The organism is Mangrovimonas sp. YM274, assembly GCF_030908385.1.
Taxonomy (GTDB): Bacteria; Bacteroidota; Bacteroidia; order Flavobacteriales; family Flavobacteriaceae; genus Mangrovimonas_A.
In genome coordinates this window covers 2,555,685-2,574,364 of sequence record NZ_CP133091.1, presented here as the reverse complement: position 1 = coordinate 2,574,364, position 18,680 = coordinate 2,555,685, and the positions used below count along the sequence as shown (strand labels likewise).

At 37.9% G+C, this 18,680-nt stretch carries 20 protein-coding genes; 14 read left to right on the top strand and 6 right to left on the bottom strand.

Annotation, left to right across the window (positions count from 1 at the left end; all coding sequences use genetic code 11):
* Positions 1-32: 32 nt before the first annotated feature.
* Complete coding sequence (locus tag RBH95_RS11075) at positions 33-332, top strand: HPF/RaiA family ribosome-associated protein (RefSeq protein WP_307899652.1); 300 nt, start codon at positions 33-35, stop codon at positions 330-332.
* A 69-nt stretch (positions 333-401) separates the two neighbouring features.
* Positions 402-1,427, top strand: coding sequence for a DUF481 domain-containing protein (locus RBH95_RS11070; RefSeq protein WP_307899651.1), 1,026 nt, complete (start codon positions 402-404; stop codon positions 1,425-1,427).
* 2 nt (positions 1,428-1,429) lie between these two features.
* On the opposite strand, the gene rlmH is transcribed toward RBH95_RS11070, so the two are convergent.
* Entirely contained in the window at positions 1,430-1,903 is a 474-nt protein-coding gene (gene rlmH / locus RBH95_RS11065; RefSeq protein ID WP_307899650.1) for a 23S rRNA (pseudouridine(1915)-N(3))-methyltransferase RlmH, read from the bottom strand.
* 96 nt (positions 1,904-1,999) lie between these two features.
* On the opposite strand from rlmH, the gene nadC reads away from it, so the two are divergent.
* From nadC to priA, 3 genes are read left to right on the top strand one after another with little or no spacing between them, the layout of a single operon-like run.
* On the top strand, positions 2,000-2,860 hold the full coding sequence (gene nadC, locus RBH95_RS11060) for a carboxylating nicotinate-nucleotide diphosphorylase (RefSeq protein ID WP_307899649.1): 861 nt from the start codon (positions 2,000-2,002) through the stop codon (positions 2,858-2,860).
* 40 nt (positions 2,861-2,900) lie between these two features.
* Positions 2,901-3,842, top strand: coding sequence for a YihY/virulence factor BrkB family protein (locus tag RBH95_RS11055; protein WP_307899648.1), 942 nt, complete (start codon positions 2,901-2,903; stop codon positions 3,840-3,842).
* Positions 3,843-6,296 carry a primosomal protein N' gene (priA, locus tag RBH95_RS11050; protein ID WP_307899647.1) on the top strand — a complete coding sequence of 818 codons (2,454 nt, stop codon included), beginning with the start codon at positions 3,843-3,845 and terminating at the stop codon, positions 6,294-6,296. It abuts the gene before it with no gap.
* A gap of 38 nt (positions 6,297-6,334) precedes the next feature.
* Here priA and RBH95_RS11045 read toward each other — a convergent pair whose 3' ends face one another.
* Positions 6,335-7,030, bottom strand: a complete 696-nt coding sequence (locus RBH95_RS11045; protein WP_053976999.1) for a LytTR family DNA-binding domain-containing protein — start codon at positions 7,028-7,030, stop codon at positions 6,335-6,337.
* A 197-nt stretch (positions 7,031-7,227) separates the two neighbouring features.
* Between RBH95_RS11045 and rpsF the strand changes: the two genes are divergently transcribed.
* The 4 genes from rpsF to RBH95_RS11025 all read left to right on the top strand — a co-directional run bounded on the left by rpsF (position 7,228) and on the right by RBH95_RS11025 (position 8,868).
* On the top strand, positions 7,228-7,566 hold the full coding sequence (gene rpsF / locus RBH95_RS11040) for a 30S ribosomal protein S6 (RefSeq protein ID WP_307899646.1): 339 nt from the start codon (positions 7,228-7,230) through the stop codon (positions 7,564-7,566).
* 3 nt (positions 7,567-7,569) lie between these two features.
* The gene (gene rpsR / locus RBH95_RS11035) at positions 7,570-7,866 is read left to right on the top strand and encodes a 30S ribosomal protein S18 (protein WP_053975405.1); all 297 of its coding nucleotides are present in this window, start codon (positions 7,570-7,572) and stop codon (positions 7,864-7,866) included.
* A 13-nt stretch (positions 7,867-7,879) separates the two neighbouring features.
* A complete protein-coding gene (gene rplI / locus RBH95_RS11030; RefSeq protein WP_307899645.1) occupies positions 7,880-8,329 on the top strand; it encodes a 50S ribosomal protein L9 in 450 nt (149 codons plus the stop codon).
* 71 nt (positions 8,330-8,400) lie between these two features.
* The gene (locus tag RBH95_RS11025) at positions 8,401-8,868 is read left to right on the top strand and encodes a DUF6495 family protein (protein ID WP_307899644.1); all 468 of its coding nucleotides are present in this window, start codon (positions 8,401-8,403) and stop codon (positions 8,866-8,868) included.
* Position 8,869: 1 nt separating this feature from the next.
* Here RBH95_RS11025 and RBH95_RS11020 read toward each other — a convergent pair whose 3' ends face one another.
* Positions 8,870-10,111, bottom strand: coding sequence for an ABC transporter permease (locus RBH95_RS11020; protein ID WP_307899643.1), 1,242 nt, complete (start codon positions 10,109-10,111; stop codon positions 8,870-8,872).
* A 132-nt stretch (positions 10,112-10,243) separates the two neighbouring features.
* Here RBH95_RS11020 and hisS point away from each other — a divergent pair, with 132 nt between their 5' ends.
* Positions 10,244-11,614, top strand: coding sequence for a histidine--tRNA ligase (gene hisS / locus RBH95_RS11015; protein WP_307899642.1), 1,371 nt, complete (start codon positions 10,244-10,246; stop codon positions 11,612-11,614).
* 77 nt (positions 11,615-11,691) lie between these two features.
* Here hisS and RBH95_RS11010 read toward each other — a convergent pair whose 3' ends face one another.
* The 3 genes from RBH95_RS11010 to RBH95_RS11000 are packed head-to-tail and all read right to left on the bottom strand — an operon-like array spanning position 11,692 to position 14,200.
* Positions 11,692-12,330, bottom strand: a complete 639-nt coding sequence (locus RBH95_RS11010; RefSeq protein ID WP_307899641.1) for an outer membrane beta-barrel protein — start codon at positions 12,328-12,330, stop codon at positions 11,692-11,694.
* 53 nt (positions 12,331-12,383) lie between these two features.
* The gene (locus tag RBH95_RS11005; RefSeq protein ID WP_307899640.1) at positions 12,384-13,337 is read right to left on the bottom strand and encodes a transketolase family protein; all 954 of its coding nucleotides are present in this window, start codon (positions 13,335-13,337) and stop codon (positions 12,384-12,386) included.
* Between the two features lie 17 nt (positions 13,338-13,354).
* A complete protein-coding gene (locus RBH95_RS11000; RefSeq protein WP_307899639.1) occupies positions 13,355-14,200 on the bottom strand; it encodes a transketolase in 846 nt (281 codons plus the stop codon).
* A gap of 251 nt (positions 14,201-14,451) precedes the next feature.
* Between RBH95_RS11000 and tgt the strand changes: the two genes are divergently transcribed.
* The 4 genes from tgt to RBH95_RS10980 all read left to right on the top strand — a co-directional run bounded on the left by tgt (position 14,452) and on the right by RBH95_RS10980 (position 18,650).
* Positions 14,452-15,582, top strand: coding sequence for a tRNA guanosine(34) transglycosylase Tgt (gene tgt / locus RBH95_RS10995; RefSeq protein ID WP_307899638.1), 1,131 nt, complete (start codon positions 14,452-14,454; stop codon positions 15,580-15,582).
* Positions 15,583-15,586: 4 nt separating this feature from the next.
* Positions 15,587-16,663, top strand: a complete 1,077-nt coding sequence (locus RBH95_RS10990; protein ID WP_307899637.1) for an LptF/LptG family permease — start codon at positions 15,587-15,589, stop codon at positions 16,661-16,663.
* Positions 16,650-17,543, top strand: coding sequence for a DMT family transporter (locus tag RBH95_RS10985; protein ID WP_307899636.1), 894 nt, complete (start codon positions 16,650-16,652; stop codon positions 17,541-17,543). The genes RBH95_RS10990 and RBH95_RS10985 overlap by 14 nt, the downstream gene beginning before the upstream one ends.
* Positions 17,544-17,696: 153 nt before the next feature.
* Positions 17,697-18,650, top strand: a complete 954-nt coding sequence (locus RBH95_RS10980) for an acetyl-CoA carboxylase carboxyltransferase subunit alpha (RefSeq protein ID WP_307899635.1) — start codon at positions 17,697-17,699, stop codon at positions 18,648-18,650.
* Positions 18,651-18,680: the final 30 nt, after the last annotated feature.

Here is an 18,680-nt window from a genome sequence, read left to right as displayed (position 1 = left end):
TGCAATATGTTTAACCCTTAAAAGCCACAATCATGAAAATCAAAATTCAATACGTAAATCTAGATAACAGCAATTCTTTATCTACTTACACAATTAAAAAACTTGAAGGATTAGCAAAAAAATATGATTGGGTAATCAATTGCAGTGTTTCTTTTAAAGAAGATAACAATCATCAAAAACATTGGAAAATTTGTAATATGGAATTGAGTTTACCTGGTCCAAGAATTTTTGCTTCTTCAACTGAAAGGAATTTTGAAATGGCGGTTAAAGAAACTATTGGTGATTTGGAAAAACAGCTAAAAAAAAGAAAGCAAGTTTTTGCAACTTATTGATTTCGTGAGGTGAGTGATTTTGTCTATATTAGACTTAATTATTAATTAGTTAAAAATCCAAAGCCTCGTATGAAACAAAAAGTACTCTGCTCTTTTGTGGTCTTTATAGTTGCGATACTGCAACTCAATGCACAAAACGACACCATTGTTTTAAAGAACAACAATACACTTGTTGGGACTATGAAGGAAATGAACAATGGGGTATTGACCATAGAAACTGATTATAGTAAAGACGATTTTAGAATAAAATGGCTGCATGTTAAAGAAGTAAAAAGCATGCAGCTTTTTTTAATCAATCTTTCCAACGGTACACGTTTTAATGGATCTATAAAAATGTCTGAGGACGACCCTGATGAAGTCCTTTTGGTGAGTGAAACAGAATCCATTACAGTTAAAGTGGATGAGATTGTTTATTTTAAGGAGGTGGAATCCGATTTCATTTCAAGAGTAGATGCAGAGGTTTCAGTAGGATTCAACTTTACTAAGGTGAATAATTTGGCGCAATTAGCCGTTAATAGCAAAATTTCCTATACGGGAAGCAAATGGTTTTTTAACGGGGGATACAATAGGGTGAGTAGTAGTCAGGATAATGTGGAGTCGACTATTCGTACCGATGCTACTTTAGGATCCCGTTATTTCCTTAAAAAGGACTGGTTTGCCTTGGCTTCTGCAAATTTCCTTTCCAATGACGAACAGAAATTAAAACTTCGTACCGCTGTTCAAGGTGGTATAGGGAAATATATCATCCATTCCAACAGAATGTACTTGGCTTCAGGTGGGGGATTGGCATGGAACAACGAGCGTTATACAGATCCAGCGATTAGTAACAGGAACAGTTTGGAGGCGTTTTTAGCGGTAGAAGCCAATTTATTCGACTTCGATGATTTTGACTTATACACCAATGTAACCGGGTATCCCAGTTTAACGGAAAAGAATCGATTCCGTACAGATTTAAACATTACAGGAAAATACGACTTGCCATTTAATTTGTTTATAAAAATGGGACTTACCTATAATTATGATAGCAAACCTGTTGAAGGAGCTTCTACCAATGATTATGTGTTCCAAACAACCTTTGGCTGGGAGACAGATTGAGCTTAGCGGTGGTGATAGGGTTCGTTTTTTAGGATGGTAAAGGCTCTATACAGCTGTTCAATCATAAACAAGCGTACCATTTGATGTGAAAAGGTCATTTTGGATAGGGAAACCTTGCCTTGTGCTTTTTGATACACTTCAGGCGAAAAACCATAAGGCCCACCAATTACAAATACTAATTGCTTAATCCCAGAATTCATATGTTTTTGAAGGTATTCTGAAAACCCTACGGAGTCCAGTTGCTTTCCGTTTTCATCCAACAAAATTAATACATCGGTAGGCTGAAGCTTGCTTAAAATCAGTTCGCCTTCTTTTTGTTTTTGTTGGGCTTCGCTGAGGTGTTTTACTTTTTTAAGGTCTGGAATGATGTCTAGGTCAAATTTAATGTAGAACCCCAAACGTTTTTCGTAATCGTTGATTAGGGATTGCAAGTCCTTAGAATCGGTTTTCCCTATGGCTAAAAGTTTTATGGTCATACCGCAAAATTACAACTAAAGATTGTGAATTGAAATCTGTATTGGGAATTCCATTATCGGAAATCTATTCTTATTTTAGCATAAAATATAGCAATCATGATTTCCAAGGCGCAATTTAATAAAGAATTAGAGTTGATTATTACCAATGCCATTCGAGAGGATGTGGGAGATGGGGATCATAGTTCTTTGGCCTGTATACCAATTACAGCAAGGGGGAAGGCGAAACTTTTGGTGAAGGACAATGGCATTATAGCAGGTGTGGACTTTGCTAAAATGGTCTTTAAAAGTGTGGATAAAAACTTGTCTGTAAAAACCTTTATCAAGGACGGTCGAACGGTGCAAAAAGGGGATGTGGTGTTTTATGTAGAGGGATCTTCACAGTCTATTTTAAAAGCAGAGCGTTTAGTGCTTAATGCCATGCAACGCATGAGTGCCATAGCCACCAAAACAAAAAAATATGTAGATTTATTGGAGGGGACCAAAACCAAATTGTTGGATACCAGAAAAACTACTCCAGGAATTCGTGCTTTGGAAAAGTGGGCCGTGAAAATTGGAGGAGGCGAAAACCATCGTTTCGCTTTGTATGACATGATTATGTTGAAGGACAATCATATTGATTTTGCGGGCGGCATTACCAAGGCCATTACTAAAACAAGGCAATATTTGGAAGATACCGATAGGGATTTGAAAATTATTGTAGAAGCTAGGAATCTGGATGAAATAAGGGAAATTCTCCAAAACGAAGGGATTTATCGAATTTTAATCGATAACTTTAATTACGAAGATACCAGAAAGGCTGTCGAAATGATTGGAGATGTATGCTTAACCGAGTCTTCCGGAGGGATTACCGAAGCTACTATTAGAGAGTATGCCCTATGCGGTGTAGATTATATTTCTTCTGGAGCCTTGACACATTCGGTTAATAACATGGACCTAAGTTTAAAGGCGGTAGAGTAATTGAGGTTGCTTCAAAATTAAGTAAACAATAATTTAGTCAATGACCAAATCCTTAGAAGAAAAGCTAGAGTCAATTCCTGTAATAAGTACTCTTATGCGGTTATTGAAAAAAATCCAGCTTCCCGCCTTAGAAGGATTGACATTATACGACCTGTTAAAACTCTATATTACTGGAATTGTAAAGGGAGCAGTTACCTCGAGGGCAAGTGCCATTGCCTTTAGTTTTTTCACTGCTATATTTCCATTTTTACTGTTTATTTTGATTCTGATACCCCATATTCCTATTGATGGGTTTAGAGAGGAGTTTTTGATGTTTTTGGAGTCTTTTTTACCGCCACAAACTTCCGATTTTTTCTTTGCCAATATTTTTGGTAATATTGAAAACACTGAGCGCGGTGGGTTGCTGTCGTCGGTGTTTCTGCTGTCCATCATGCTTATGGCCAATGGTGTAAGTGCTGTATTTTCTGGCTTTGAAAGCTCGTATCACGAACAGCTAACCAGAAGCGTGTTTAGACAGTACTTGTTGGCGGTGGGTGTAGCTTTAATCTTGGGGTTGTTGTTAATTATTACAGTCGCTATTTTTGGGTATTTTGAAATTTATATCATCCAACCCTTGTTGGATAGTTTGCATGAGCAAGGATTGGCGCCTAAAGAGAGTAATGTAACTTGGTTGATTGTTGCCAAATATGTCTTTTTTGTATTAATGGTATACTTAGCAACAGCTGTACTGTATTATTTTGGAACCAAAGAGGGGAAGTCTTCAAAGTTCTTTTCGGTGGGGGCGTTGTTTACAACCTTACTCATTATTTTGAATTCCTATCTGTTTGGTATTTACATAGAAAACTTTTCGCAATATAATGAGCTCTACGGGTCAATTGGAGCTTTGTTGATTCTTCTTTTTTACCTGTGGTTGAATTCCAATATTTTGTTGTTGGGCTACGAGCTTAACGCAACCATCAACCGTTTAAAGAAAAGTGTTTAAATGTCACATTTTATTGATGTCATATTACCGATTCCTTTGGAAAAGCAGTTCACCTACCATATCACGGAGGCTGAATCAAACTTTTTGAAACCAGGCATGCGGGTTTCTGTTCCTTTTGGGAAGAGTAAAATTTACACAGCCATAGTGTTGCGTGTACATACTCAAAAACCTTTAGCGTATGAGGCAAAGGATATTCATCAAATTTTGGATGAAGAGCCTATTGTAACTGCAACACAGATTCAGCATTGGAAATGGATAGCCAAATATTATCTGTCTACCTTAGGGGAAGTTATGCGGGCAGCCCTTCCCGGAGCTTTTATTTTGGAAAGCGAAACCATAATAACCAAAGGAGACGCTATTATTGAAGATGATACGTTGTTAAAGGATGATGAATTTTTGGTGTACGAGGCCCTTCAACATCAATCGTCCTTAAAGCTTCAGGATTTGGAAAGTATTTTGGATCGAAAGAATGTCCTTCCGGTTATTAAAAGGTTGTTGGAAAAACAAATCATTTCCGTAGAAGAAGAAGTGTATGAAAAGTATAAGCCAAAATTGGTGCGGTATGTGAAACTTGGGGCTTCGCATACTTCAGAAGATAATCTGAAAGAGCTTTTAGAGCAATTGTCAAGGGCACCAAAACAACGGGAAGTGGTTATGAGCTTATTTATGCTTTCGGCCAAAACCCAAAAACCCGTTAAGGTTACGGAGCTGACAGAAGAAAGTGGGGCATCATCCGCTATAGTGAAGGCTTTGATCGACAAGGGTATTTTTGAGGAATACCATATTCAAACGGATCGCGTACAATATGAAGGCGACGAAAATATGGCTTCCAAAAATCTGAATACTCATCAGGAAACAGCATTACGAGAGATAAAGGATGCCTTTGAAACACAAAATATCACGCTGCTTCATGGGGTGACGTCTTCCGGTAAAACGGAAATTTATGTAAAGCTTATTGAGGAGATGGTGGATCAAGGAAAGCAAGTGCTGTATCTGCTGCCTGAAATAGCACTTACTACCCAGTTGGTCAATAGGCTTCAGGATTATTTTGGAGAGAAGGTTTCGGTGTTTCATTCCAAATATTCATCGCATGAACGCGTTGAGGTTTGGAACAATGTTTTGAACAACGTTCCAAAAGCTCAAATTATATTGGGTGCGCGGTCATCGGTATTGTTGCCATTTCATAAGTTAGGATTGATTATTGTGGACGAGGAACATGAATCGTCCTTTAAACAGTTTGATCCCTCTCCACGTTATCATGCAAGAGATACAGCTATTGTGTTGGCAAGTTTGTTTCATGCAAAAACGTTGTTGGGTTCTGCTACTCCAAGTTTAGAGAGTTATTTTAATGCCCAACAGGGTAAGTATGGTTTTGTGGAGTTGGCACATCGTTATAATAATGTGCTGATGCCTGATATTGAATTGATAGATATCAAGGATAAGCATAAACGCAAGCGGATGAACGGTCATTTTAGCGATCGGCTTATTGAAGAAATTACGGAAACCCTATCAGAAGGACATCAGGTAATCTTGTTTCAAAACCGCAGAGGTTTTTCGCCAATTGTAGAGTGTAATACCTGTGGACATTCTCCGCAATGTCCAAATTGCGATGTGAGTTTAACCTACCACCAATATAAAAATGAATTGCGTTGTCATTATTGTGGCTACCATATGGCAATGCTTCAATCCTGTCAAGCTTGTGGAAGTGCCGAATTGGATAGTAAAGGTTTTGGGACCGAACAGGTAGAGGAGGAGGCAAAGGCTTTGTTTCCAGAGCATAAAATAGGGCGGATGGACTTGGATACCACTAGAGGGAAATTTGGGTACGAAAGAATCATCACGGCTTTTGAACAACAGGAAGTAGATATTTTGGTGGGAACCCAAATGCTTACCAAGGGGCTCGATTTTAGGAACGTTAAGCTGGTAGGTGTGATGAATGCCGATAATTTGTTGAACTTTCCAGACTTTAGGGCGCATGAGCGCAGTTATCAACTTATGGTGCAGGTATCAGGTAGGGCGGGCCGCACGGATATACGTGGTAAGGTATTGATTCAAACCTACGATCCACATCATAGAATACTGCAACAGGTGTCTACCAATAGTTATTTGGATATGTACAAGGAACAATTGGATGAACGCTATAATTTTAAATATCCTCCTATATATAGGCTGATAAAGCTTACTTTAAAGCATAAGGATTATAACCGCGTTAATGTGGCTGCTGATTGGTATGCTAAATCACTGCGTCAATTTTTCGGGGAGTATGTGTTGGGGCCAGAGTTTCCGCCAGTATCAAGAATTAGGAATAATTACCATAAAAACATTTTGGTTAAAATTCCTCAAAAACAGTCTTTGGGAAAAACAAAAGAAGCTATCGTTAAAATAAACAATAGCTTCAATAGTGTTAAAGATTTTAGGGCTGTAAGAGTAGTTCTTAATGTTGACAATTATTAAAATCTTATCCTAAACATAAGTTAGGAGAAGTTGTCTTATTAAATATTATTTAACGCATCTACAAGTTGCGTTTTTTTGTTTCTACTTAATGGAATTTCATAAGCGCCAACTTCTACATTTTTACTGTTAAAGCGGTCTACTTTGTCAAGGTTTACAATATAGGATTTGTGAATCCTTAAAAACTTGCCTTCTGGAAGTTCTTTTTCAAAAGCTTTCATAGTAGAAAGTACCACTAAGCTGTTTTCCTCGGTTACCAATTTAACGTAATCGCCAAGGGCTTCAATCCACTTAATGTCCTTAATATATACTTTTCGTTTTTTTAGGTTACTTTTTACAAATATATGTTCGCCGTCAGTTTCGTTAAAGTCCATTTTAAGTTTGTGCTGTTCAATGGCCTTGTCTACAGAAATATTAAAGCGCTCTCTGGTAATTGGTTTTTGAAGGTAGTCGGTAGCATCGTAGTTAAAAGCTTTAAAGGCATATTCGGTTTTACCGGTCACAAAAATAATTTGGGGCTTATTATTTAATACGTCCAATAACTCAAACCCATTCAAAACGGGCATCTCGATGTCCAAAAAGATTAAATCTACTTTGTGTGTGTTTAAACCATTTTTGGTTTCTAAAGCACTGCTGTACTCTGCAATTAGGTTTAGAGAAGGATGGTTCTCTATTAACTTTACGATGGATAAGCGCTGGATTGCAGAATCGTCAACTACTACACAGTTTAAAGTCATAACATTGTTGTGTTTTAGGTTAAGATATCGACAATAGTACAAAAAATTCGGATAAAAACCAAAAAACATCGGTAAAACGTTATTTTTAACAAAAATTTATTGAAGGTAAAAGACGGTTTTTTAATTGGGAAAATGTTGTTTGTATTGGAAATAATGGTTATTTTTGCACCCATTTTTAATTATAAATACATTTTTATATGAATCATTATGAAACTGTTTTCATCTTAAATCCCGTTTTATCTGAGACTCAGGTAAAGGAAACAGTAGAGAAATACGAAGATTTTCTTGTTTCTAGAGGGGCAAAGATGATAGCCAAGGAAGATTGGGGGCTTAAAAAATTAGCTTACCCAATTCAAAACAAAAAGAGTGGTTTCTATCACTTATTTGAGTACACCGTAGAAGGTGAGGTTATTTCTCCACTAGAATTGGAGTTCAGACGTGATGAGCGTTTTATGCGTTACTTGACCGTGAAATTAGACAAGCATGCAATTGCTTGGGCAGAAAAGAGAAGAAATAGAAACAAACAAAAAGCGTAAATTATGTCTTCAATTGAACAACAAGCAAAAGGAAAGAAGGATGGAGAGATCAGGTATCTTACTCCATTAAACATCGATACTAGCAAAACGAAGAAATATTGTCGTTTCAAGAAGTCAGGAATCAAGTATGTTGATTACAAAGATCCAGATTTCTTATTGAAGTTTGTTAACGAGCAAGGTAAATTGTTGCCAAGACGTTTAACAGGAACTTCTTTGAAATACCAAAGAAAAGTATCTGTAGCTGTAAAAAGAGCGCGTCACCTTGCGTTGATGCCATATGTAGCAGATTTATTAAAATAAAATACCAATAACTATGGAACTTATATTAAGACAAGACGTTGAAAATTTAGGATTTAAAGACGATATTGTAACAGTTAAGAACGGTTATGGTAGAAACTTTTTGATTCCTCAAGGATTTGCTGTAATGGCTACAGCTTCTGCTAAAAAAGTATTGGCAGAGACTTTAAAGCAAAGAGCTTTTAAAGAAAAGAAAATTGTTGACGAGGCTACTAAAATTGCTGAGGCTTTGAAAGCTTTGGAAATCAAGATTGCTTCTAAGGCTGGTGCTGGAGATAAATTGTTTGGTTCTGTTACCAACATGGATTTGGCAGATGCTTTACAAAAAGAAGGTCACACTATCGAGAAGAAATTCATCAATGTAATTGGTGGTTCTGTTAAGAGATTAGGAAAATACGAGGCAGTGATAAGATTGCACCGTGAAGTGACTGTAGAGTTACCATTCGAAGTTATTGCTGAAGCATAATTCGCAACATCATATTACAAAAGAGCCTCAACCCTTTGGATTGAGGCTTTTTAATTATATAAAATCTACACATGAAATATTCAAGGCTTACCAAGGAGCAATTTGAAGAATTGCATCAAGAGTTTATAAATTTTTTGGCAACGCAATCCATTACCGCAGAGGAATGGGCAGATATCAAAACTAACAAACCAGAAGTAGCAGAGCAGGAACTGGATGTGTTCAGTGATTTGGTTTGGGAAGGGGTTCTGGGAAAGGTTGTGTATTTGGAACATATTTCTCCACAACAAATCCACCTGTTTTATTGTACCGAAGAGCACATGCAACTTATTGCCATTAGACTAAAGAATGCCATCGACCTAACCACAAGAGATGGATTTAATTGGTTACGTGAAAACTTAATGGACGAAGACGTAGAGTTTCTGAATGCTAAAAAAGAGTATTCCGATGATAAAGCTTTAGACAAGTTTAAGCTTATTCAACAAGGCGGAGTGATTACCAAAGGAGAGCTTTATCAGTTTTTTGATAAATTGATAAACTAATCTATTCGTAACGTAAAGATTCTATTGGATCTAGTTTGGCGGCTTTTATGGCGGGAAGCAATCCTGCCACAATAGCCACAATAAACGCTATGGTAAAAGCCGAGAACATTGCCAACCATGGAATAACAAAATTAAAGTCGGCTACTTTTGCAAAAATAAAGCCAATAAGGCTGCCCAGCAGGATACCTACAATACCACCCATTTGGCCAATAAGAATAGCTTCCATAAAAAACTGGAAAGCGATGGTTTTACGCTTGGCGCCTAAGGCTTTTCGCACTCCTATTTCACGGGTGCGTTCAGTAACGGAAACAAACAGAATGTTCATCAAGGCTATGGAAGAGCCTATAATGGTAATGATACTAATGATCCATGCTGCCAGGTAAAGGTAAGTGGTTATGGAGCCAATGCGGTTCAAGAGGTCATCGCTGCGTTCAATGCCAAAGTTATTTTCTTCAACCGGGGTCAGTTTTCTGATATTTCTAAAGGTGCTTACCGCATAGTCTTGCGCTCCTTCAAGCATATCATTCTTATCGGTTTTGACACTAATACTGTAATTGATGTCGGAATTGGTAAACATCCCTCTGGCTTTTTGAAGGGGAATAATCATTCTAAGGTCTTGATTATTGCCAAATGTAGATCCTTTAGACTTAAGCACCCCAATGACCTTAAATTTAGCACCGCGAACGCTTAAGGTTTGGTTGATAGGGTTGACATTATCCAACAGCGCTTTTTTAAGATCGCTCCCAATCACGCAAACACTGTTGTTGTTTTCAATATCAAAATAGTTGAAATCACGACCGTCCTCTATTTCAAGCCCTGAATTTTGGATGTACTGTTCGTTGGCCCCAATAACCGCTACTTCGGGATCTGTTTTTTGATTTTCGTATTTTACTTCCGCACTTGAAGTGCCGTAAAACGAAATAGATGTTTTGGTGTACGGGTAGTTGTATTGGTCTTCAAAATCCTTGGCGTTGCGATAGGTGATAATTGGGTTTATTTTTTGGCGTTCCCTGCGGCCATGACGCTGCACCGTAAATTCGTAACGTTGAATGTTGAAAGTATTGGCGCCCATAGAAGAAAAATCGCTGGAGATGGTGTTTTCCAAATTGGAAACAGCACTTAAAATACCCACCAAAGCCGTGATGCCAATGGCAATTATCAACACAGTTAAAACAGTTCGTAATACTTGACTTTTTACGGAGTCCAGAGCGATTTTAAAATTTTCTTTAGCCAGTGAAAACATTCAATAGGAATTCAATAATTGGTGTCTTGTTATAATAAGACTTTAAATACCCAATAAAGTTACTATAAAATCGAAATAACTTATGACTGCCAGTAAAAATTATAATATTTTTGTGGTTCAATAACGTTAGATATGGCAAAAAAACCAGGAATACCAAAAGGTACGAGAGATTTTGGCCCCATGGAGGTGGCAAAACGAAATTATATTTTCAATACGATTAAGGCAAATTTTGAAACCTTCGGGTTCCAACCTATAGAAACGCCAAGTTTTGAGAATTCTGAAACCTTAATGGGAAAATATGGTGATGAAGGTGACCGTCTTATTTTTAAGATTTTGAATTCTGGTGATTTTTTAGGAAAGGTGAATGATGAGTTATATGCTGAAAAGGATGCTCAAAAACTGACCTCTAAAATTTCAGAAAAAGCCCTGCGTTATGATTTAACAGTGCCATTTGCTCGTTATGTGGTACAGCACCAAAACGAGATTGAATTTCCATTTAAGCGTTACCAAATCCAACCGGTTTGGAGAGCAGATAGACCGCAGAAGGGACGTTTTAGAGAATTTTACCAATGCGATGCAGATGTGGTAGGGTCTAAATCCCTATGGCAGGAAGTGGAGTTTGTACAACTGTACGATGCGGTATTTACTGCTTTGAAGTTGAAAGGGGTGACTATCAAAATCAACAACCGTAAAATATTATCGGGGATTGCCGAAGTGATTGGTGCTCATGATAAATTGATCGATTTTACAGTGGCCTTGGATAAACTTGATAAAATAGGCGAGGAGAAGGTGAAGGAAGAAATGTTGGGCAAAGGGATTCCTCAAGAAGGGATTGATAAACTACAGCCGTTGTTTTCACTTTCTGGAACGTTTGAAGAGCAGGTTGATGTGCTAGGTGAAATCTTAAATACTTCGGAAGAAGGTAAAAAGGGTATCGAAGAATTACAGTTTATCGACAACGCGATTACCGAATTAGGACTGCAAACCGCCAAGTTGCAATTGGACGTGACTTTGGCTAGAGGTTTGAACTATTATACCGGAGCTATTTTTGAGGTATCCGCTCCAGAGGGAGTTGCTATGGGCTCTATTGGTGGTGGAGGTCGCTATGATGACCTAACCGGAATTTTTGGGTTGAAAGATGTAAGTGGTGTTGGCATTAGTTTTGGATTGGACAGAATTTATTTGGTTTTGGAAGAGCTGGATTTATTCCCTCCAACCATTACGGAAAATATAAAAGTTTTGTTTATCAATTTTGGAGAAGCAGAAGCCTTAGGTTGTTTAAAGGCTATTAAGGAACTTCGTAAGCAAGGAGTGGCTGCAGAGATGTATCCAGACGCCGCTAAGATGAAAAAGCAAATGAACTTTGCCAATAAACGTGAAGTGCCTTTTGTGGTGATGGTAGGGGAGTCTGAATTAAACTCTAATACCTATACTTTGAAAAATATGGCAACAGGAGTGCAAGAAACGATTCCTCTTCAAGAGTTGATAGAAACATTGAAATAAAAAATTACAAGAAGTAAATTAAAAAGCCCCGAGTAATTTCGGGGCCTTTTTTTATCGTTGAATTTGTGAATCACAATTTAAATAAACAATGCCAAACTTAAAATGAATTGATCTGGGCGTGTATCGATGCGGTCTTGCAACACATTAAGGTCATTATTTATAAATTGGGCTTCGTTGGAATTGAAACCTCTTTCGTACCTTAAATCGATACTCAATTTATGGATGGTTACTCCAATTCCAATATTGAGTCCTGTAGTAAAGTCGTTTTCAATCTGGTCGATAGTGTTATCTGCAAATTCAGTCTTTAAAATATATTGAAAAGATGGCCCTGCAAAAACATGCAATGGACCAACAACTCTAAATCCTAAAAGCATAGGGGCGTCCAACTTTTGAACTTTAAGGTCGTCGTTATCGTATTCACTTTTGGTATTGGTATACACCAATTCCGGTCTAAAATACAAACGACCACCTATTTTTCCGAAGAGCCCAAAATGGAACCCGATATTTCTGTCTGGAGATTTGTAACTCAGTGAAGCAGCTTCAAAATATTCGCCATTAGTACTGTAATTCAAGCCACCTTTCAGTCCATAACCAATTAGGTCTTGAGCAAGAGCGTTATGGCTAAAACATGAAAAGAGGAACATGGCAAACAAAAGCTTGAATGGTTTGCCATAGTTCCTCTTTTTTAAATTCGAAGAATCCTGTAACGTTTTCATAAATACTTGTTTTAGATTTGGGTTATACCTTCTAAAACGTTATGAAGCAGTTATTATTTTCTTTTCATTACCGTTTGCGATGCTTTTACAATGGCGTCAGCGTTCAATCCGTACTTGTCCATCAATTGAGCTGGCGTTCCAGATTCCCCAAAAGTATCTTGAGTTGCTACAAATTCTTGAGGCGTTGGATTGTTTGTTGCCAATACTCTAGCAACACTTTCTCCAAGACCACCAAGGTAGTTGTGCTCTTCAGCAGTTACAATACAACCTGTTTTAGCTACAGAATCCAAAATAGCTTTCTCGTCTAATGGTTTGATGGTGTGGATGTTGATAACCTCTGCAGAAATACCTTGCTCGTACAATGCTTTAGAGGCTTCCAAAGCTTCCCATACCAAGTGACCAGTTGCTACGATGGTAACATCTGTTCCTTCAGTTAACTGAATCGCTTTTCCGATTTCAAATTTCTGATCGGCAGGTGTAAAGATTGGCACAGACGGACGCCCGAAGCGTAAGTAAACAGGGCCTTCATGTTCTGCGATAGCGATGGTAGCTGCTTTGGTTTGGTTGTAATCACAAGGATTGATTACCGTCATTCCTGGAAGCATTTTCATTAATCCAATATCTTCAAGGATTTGGTGGGTTGCACCATCTTCTCCTAACGTTAAACCGGCGTGAGAAGCACATATTTTTACGTTTTTACCTGAATAGGCGATAGACTGACGGATTTGGTCATAAACACGACCTGTTGAGAAGTTGGCGAAAGTTCCTGTGAAAGGAATTTTACCTCCAATGGTGAAACCGGCAGCAATTCCCATCATGTTGGCTTCAGCAATTCCTATTTGGAAAAAACGCTCCGGGTTTTCTTTGATGAACTCGCCCATTTTTAAGGATGGCGTTAAATCGGCACATAGCGCTACAACATCAGGATTGGTACGTCCCAATTCAGCCAAACCAGCTCCAAAACCACTTCTTGTATCTTTCTTTTCTGTATATGTATATGTTTTCATTGTGTGTTGCGTTGTTATTAGTAATCTCCTAAAGTTTCTGGGTTTTGGTTTAATCCATTCTCCAATTGTTCGTCGTTTGGAGCTTTACCATGCCATTCGTGAGTGTACATCATAAAGTCAACACCGTTACCCATAATGGTTTTTAACAAAACACAAACTGGTTTTCCTTGACCTGTTTTTGATTTGGCTTCAGCCATTCCTTTGATGATGGCTTCTACGTTGTTTCCTTCTTCAATTTCAACAACAGTCCAACCAAATGCTTCAAACTTTTCACGGATGTTACCCATTGGCAATACTTCGTCTGTAGCACCATCAATTTGCTGTCCGTTCAAATCTACAGTTGCAATAATGTTGTCTACTTTTTTAGCAGCGGCGTACATGATCGCTTCCCAGTTTTGCCCTTCTTGAAGCTCTCCATCTCCGTGTAAACTGTATACCAAGTGAGCGTCGTTATTCAATTTTTTTGCTTGTGCAGCACCAAGTGCCACAGACATACCTTGTCCCAACGATCCAGAAGCAATTCTTACACCTGGTAACCCTTCGTGTGTTGTTGGGTGTCCCTGTAAGCGGGAATCAATTAAACGGAATGTGTTTAATTCTTCTACTGGAAAGTATCCAGCTCTAGCGAGTACGCTGTAAAATACAGGAGAGATGTGTCCGTTAGATAAGAAGAAAAGGTCTTCACCTATTCCATCCATATCAAAACCTTCCTTACGATCCATGATCTCATTGTACAGTGCTACCATAAATTCGGTGCATCCCAAAGACCCCCCAGGGTGCCCTGAGTTTACCTTGTGTACCATACGTAGAATATCTCTACGCACTTGAATTACTAAGTCTTCTAATTGTTGTGTTTTTGGCATCTTTTAAACGTATTTTTTAAAGCCGCTAAAATAAGGCTTTATAGGCCGTAAACAAAACGAATTCAGAGGTATTTTAGGGGCATTTTCAACAGAGTTTTCAAAGTTTATTTTTAAATACCGAGAGAGATCGTGTTTAGTTAATTATCTTTGCTGATTGATACATTTTTTTAGCGTTAAAAACTTCTGAAATTAGTTGCTTATAGGGTGACTTTAAAAGAAGTTTAGGGACGTTGATATTAGCAGTAGAACGGATGAAATTTGACTTAAAAGCGAAAGACCCCCAGAGTAGTGCCAGAGCAGGGGTAATTACCACAGATCATGGCACCATAGAAACGCCTATTTTTATGCCGGTTGGAACGGTGGCTTCGGTAAAAGGGGTGCACCAAAGAGAACTTAAAGACGAGATCAATCCAGATATTATTTTAGGAAATACCTATCACCTGTATTTGCGTCCGCAAACTCCTATCCTTGAAAAGGCGGGAGGATTGCACAAGTTTATGAATTGGGACAGAAATATTTTAACCGATTCGGGAGGATACCAGGTATATTCGCTTTCAGGGAATAGAAAAATTAAGGAAGAAGGGGTGAAGTTCAAGTCGCATATTGACGGTAGTTACCATACGTTTACTCCTGAAAATGTGATGGAAATCCAAAGAAGTATTGGTGCGGACATTATCATGGCTTTTGATGAGTGTACACCCTATCCTTGCGATTACAACTATGCCAAACGTTCTATGCACATGACCCATCGTTGGTTGGATAGATGTATCAACCATTTGGAAAAAGTGCCGTTTAAATATGATTACAGCCAAGCGTTTTTCCCAATTGTTCAGGGAAGTACCTATAAAGATCTAAGAAAACAATCTGCTGAATATATAGCCAATGCAGGGGCTGTTGGAAATGCTATTGGAGGGCTTTCGGTAGGGGAACCTGCAGAGGAAATGTATGCCATGACCGATGTGGTAACGGCTATTTTACCTGAGGATAACCCTCGTTATTTAATGGGAGTGGGGACCCCTATCAATATTTTGGAAAATATTGCGTTAGGTATTGACATGTTTGACTGTGTAATGCCAACAAGGAATGCCCGAAATGGAATGTTGTTTACGGCCCACGGTACCATCAATATCAAAAACAAAAAGTGGGAAGATGATTTTTCGCCAATTGATGACATGGGCATCACTTTTGTAGATACGGAGTATAGTAAAGCTTATTTACGTCACTTGTTCTCTGTAAATGAGCTCTTAGGAAAACAGATTGCCACAATCCACAATCTAGGGTTCTATTTATGGTTGGTTAGAGAGGCAAGAAAACATATATTAGCGGGAGATTTCAGAACCTGGAAAGATATGATGGTTAAACAAATGGACAAGCGTTTATAAGCCTATGAAAATACTGGATTGGTACATACTTAAACGGTATTTGTTTACATTTTTAATGATGTTGTTACTGTTTATCCCTATTGGAATTACAGTTAACCTAGCCGAGAAAATCGGAAAAATTTTGGAGAACGAAGTACCGTTTCCTGCTGTGGCACAATACTATCTGGATTTTACTATTTATTTCGCCAACCTGTTGTTTCCTTTGTTTTTGTTCTTGTCGGTGATTTGGTTTACCTCCAAATTGGCAAACAATACGGAAATTGTTGCTTTTTTGAGTTCCGGAGTGTCCTTTTCTAGATTCTTAAGACCTTATATGATTGGAGCAAGTATTGTGGCAGCTTTTGCCTTGCTTCTTGGATTATATTTGGCGCCTTTGGCGAGTAAAGGGTATAATGAGTTCCGTTATAAATACCTTAAGAAGGGCAGTAAGGTTATAGAGACTCAAGATATCTACCGGCAAATCAATGACCATGATATTATTTATGTAAGTCGTTTTGACCCCAAAATGAAACGAGGGAATAAATTCACTTTGGAACATTATGAAGGTAATAAGTTGGAATACAAAATATTCGCAGATAATATAACTTATGTGGAACAAGACACCACTTATAAGTTAACCAATTTCCTAAAACGTACTTATGACGAGAATGACGAAGTCTTGGAAAGTATAAGACGTTACGATACGCTTTTTAAGTTCGATTTAGACGATCTTACCCCTGCCAATTACATGGCAGAAACCTTATTGTATGGTGAATTGAATAGGTTTATTGAAAAGGAAAAAAAGCGGGGGTCTTCCAATATTGGACGTTATGAAGTAGTGAAATACAAGAAGTGGAGTTTACCTGTTTCGGTATTTATTCTTACCATTATTGCAGTGGCAGTGTCTTCGATTAAGCGAAGAGGAGGCATGGGGGTGAATTTGGCTTTTGGGATTTCCATTGCCATGGTCTACGTATTTTTTGATAAGGTATTTGGGGTAATGGCTGAACAGTCCGATTTCCCTCCATTGGTGGCCGTATGGTTTCCTAATGTAATCTTTGGTATATTAGCTTTATACCTTCTATACAATGCCAAACGCTAAGCTAAAACACTATCTGCAGTTACACTTTTTGGTTTTTATTGCAGGATTTACCGCTATTCTTGGAGAGTTGATTTCTGTGGGGGCAAAGGATTTGGTTTGGTACCGTATGGTCATTGCCAGTATCTTGGTGTTTGGATATATCAAGTATAAAAAACTGGCAATTCGCTTAAATGCAAAAGCCATATTTAAGTTTGTATTGGCAGGCGTTCTTATTGCCTTACATTGGATCACGTTTTTTGAGGCCATCAACCAATCCAATGTGTCCATCACGTTGGCTATGTTTTCCACAGGTGCCTTTTTTGCCTCTTTTGTAGAGCCTCTTATTCATAAACGACGTATTGTTTGGTACGAAATCATCTTTGGATTAATTGTAATCTTTGGGGTGTTTTTAATCTCGAGAGGAGAACTGCATTATATTAATGGTATGATATTGGGCGTTGTGTCGGCTTTGCTATCAACGCTTTTCTCTGTGCTTAATGGTGCTTTTATTAAGCAGTATAATGCAACCGTAATTTCCTTTTATGAATTTGTTAGTGGTGTTTTGTTTTTAAGTGTGTTTATGGTGTTTGAGAATGGAGTTAATGCAAAATTCTTTCAGATTTCATGGATGGATTTATTATACCTATTTATTTTAGGGTCTATTTGTACTGCTTATGCCTTTATAGAAGCCGTAAAAGTTATGAAGTATATCAGTCCTTATACTGTAATTCTTTCCTATAATCTAGAACCCGTATATGGTATTGTCTTGGCGGTATTGCTATTTCCTGAGACAGAGATTATGGGAATCCATTTTTATTATGGCGTTGTTTTGGTTTTAGGAACTTTGGTTTTGGAAGCCATTTTAAAGCAGCGGAAATCAATAAAAGAAAACGCTAATTAATTGGTAAAACCCGTTAAAGTTTTTCTATTCTTCATCAATATATTTAATTTTGCCCCGTCATAGGACAGCAACCTACATTTCGTATTTTTTAATGAGTTAAAAACGAAAATTTATGTAGGTTTGTAGGCTAACTAAAATTAAACTTAAGTTTCAATGGAATATTTAGAATTTGAACTTCCCATTAAAGAACTTCAAGACCAATTGCAAAAATGTCAACTTATAGGCGAGGAGAGCGAAGTCGATGTTAGTGAGACCTGTAAGAAGATTGAAAAGAAATTATTAGAGACTAAAAAAGACATCTATAAAAACTTGACGCCATGGCAACGTGTACAGTTGTCACGTCACCCAGACAGACCTTATACCTTAGATTATATCAAAGCACTTTGTGGTGATACATTTTTGGAACTTCATGGCGATAGAAATGTAAAAGATGACAAAGCAATGATTGGTGGTTTGGGTAAAATTGGTGATCAAACCTATATGTTCATTGGGCAGCAAAAAGGATACAATACCAAAACTAGACAGTACCGTAATTTTGGGATGTCTAATCCAGAAGGGTATCGTAAAGCATTGCGTTTGATGAAATCTGCAGAAAAATTTGGTATTCCAGTAGTAAGCTTTGTGGACACGCCTGGAGCTTACCCTGGATTGGAAGCAGAGGAACGTGGACAAGGTGAAGCCATTGCCAGAAACATTTTGGAAATGACCAGATTGAAAGTGCCTATCATTACCATAATTATTGGTGAAGGTGCCTCTGGGGGAGCATTGGGTATTGGTGTAGGTGACCGTGTGTTAATGTTGGAAAATACTTGGTACTCGGTTATTTCGCCAGAATCGTGTTCTTCTATCTTATGGAGAAGCTGGGAATACAAAGAACAAGCGGCCGAAGCCTTAAAGCTTACCGCACCCGATATGAAAAAACAAAAACTTGTTGATGACATTATTAAGGAACCTCTTGGAGGGGCTCATACCGATCGCGAGTCAACCTTTTTAGCCGTTAAAAATGCCATCGAAAAGAATTATGAAGTACTTAAAAACTTATCACCAAAAGACTTGGTAAACGAGCGTATGGATAAGTACATTAACATGGGGGTGTTTAAAGGTTAAAACATTCATTTATAAAAGAATAGAAGGAAA

Coding starts and splice junctions, on each gene's coding strand:
- RBH95_RS11075 (WP_307899652.1), top strand. CDS start 33: ATGAAAATCAAAATTCAATACGTAAATCTAGATAACAGCAATTCTTTA.
- RBH95_RS11070 (WP_307899651.1), top strand. CDS start 402: ATGAAACAAAAAGTACTCTGCTCTTTTGTGGTCTTTATAGTTGCGATA.
- rlmH (WP_307899650.1), bottom strand. CDS start 1,903: ATGACCATAAAACTTTTAGCCATAGGGAAAACCGATTCTAAGGACTTG.
- nadC (WP_307899649.1), top strand. CDS start 2,000: ATGATTTCCAAGGCGCAATTTAATAAAGAATTAGAGTTGATTATTACC.
- RBH95_RS11055 (WP_307899648.1), top strand. CDS start 2,901: ATGACCAAATCCTTAGAAGAAAAGCTAGAGTCAATTCCTGTAATAAGT.
- priA (WP_307899647.1), top strand. CDS start 3,843: ATGTCACATTTTATTGATGTCATATTACCGATTCCTTTGGAAAAGCAG.
- RBH95_RS11045 (WP_053976999.1), bottom strand. CDS start 7,030: ATGACTTTAAACTGTGTAGTAGTTGACGATTCTGCAATCCAGCGCTTA.
- rpsF (WP_307899646.1), top strand. CDS start 7,228: ATGAATCATTATGAAACTGTTTTCATCTTAAATCCCGTTTTATCTGAG.
- rpsR (WP_053975405.1), top strand. CDS start 7,570: ATGTCTTCAATTGAACAACAAGCAAAAGGAAAGAAGGATGGAGAGATC.
- rplI (WP_307899645.1), top strand. CDS start 7,880: ATGGAACTTATATTAAGACAAGACGTTGAAAATTTAGGATTTAAAGAC.
- RBH95_RS11025 (WP_307899644.1), top strand. CDS start 8,401: ATGAAATATTCAAGGCTTACCAAGGAGCAATTTGAAGAATTGCATCAA.
- RBH95_RS11020 (WP_307899643.1), bottom strand. CDS start 10,111: ATGTTTTCACTGGCTAAAGAAAATTTTAAAATCGCTCTGGACTCCGTA.
- hisS (WP_307899642.1), top strand. CDS start 10,244: ATGGCAAAAAAACCAGGAATACCAAAAGGTACGAGAGATTTTGGCCCC.
- RBH95_RS11010 (WP_307899641.1), bottom strand. CDS start 12,330: ATGAAAACGTTACAGGATTCTTCGAATTTAAAAAAGAGGAACTATGGC.
- RBH95_RS11005 (WP_307899640.1), bottom strand. CDS start 13,337: ATGAAAACATATACATATACAGAAAAGAAAGATACAAGAAGTGGTTTT.
- RBH95_RS11000 (WP_307899639.1), bottom strand. CDS start 14,200: ATGCCAAAAACACAACAATTAGAAGACTTAGTAATTCAAGTGCGTAGA.
- tgt (WP_307899638.1), top strand. CDS start 14,452: ATGAAATTTGACTTAAAAGCGAAAGACCCCCAGAGTAGTGCCAGAGCA.
- RBH95_RS10990 (WP_307899637.1), top strand. CDS start 15,587: ATGAAAATACTGGATTGGTACATACTTAAACGGTATTTGTTTACATTT.
- RBH95_RS10985 (WP_307899636.1), top strand. CDS start 16,650: ATGCCAAACGCTAAGCTAAAACACTATCTGCAGTTACACTTTTTGGTT.
- RBH95_RS10980 (WP_307899635.1), top strand. CDS start 17,697: ATGGAATATTTAGAATTTGAACTTCCCATTAAAGAACTTCAAGACCAA.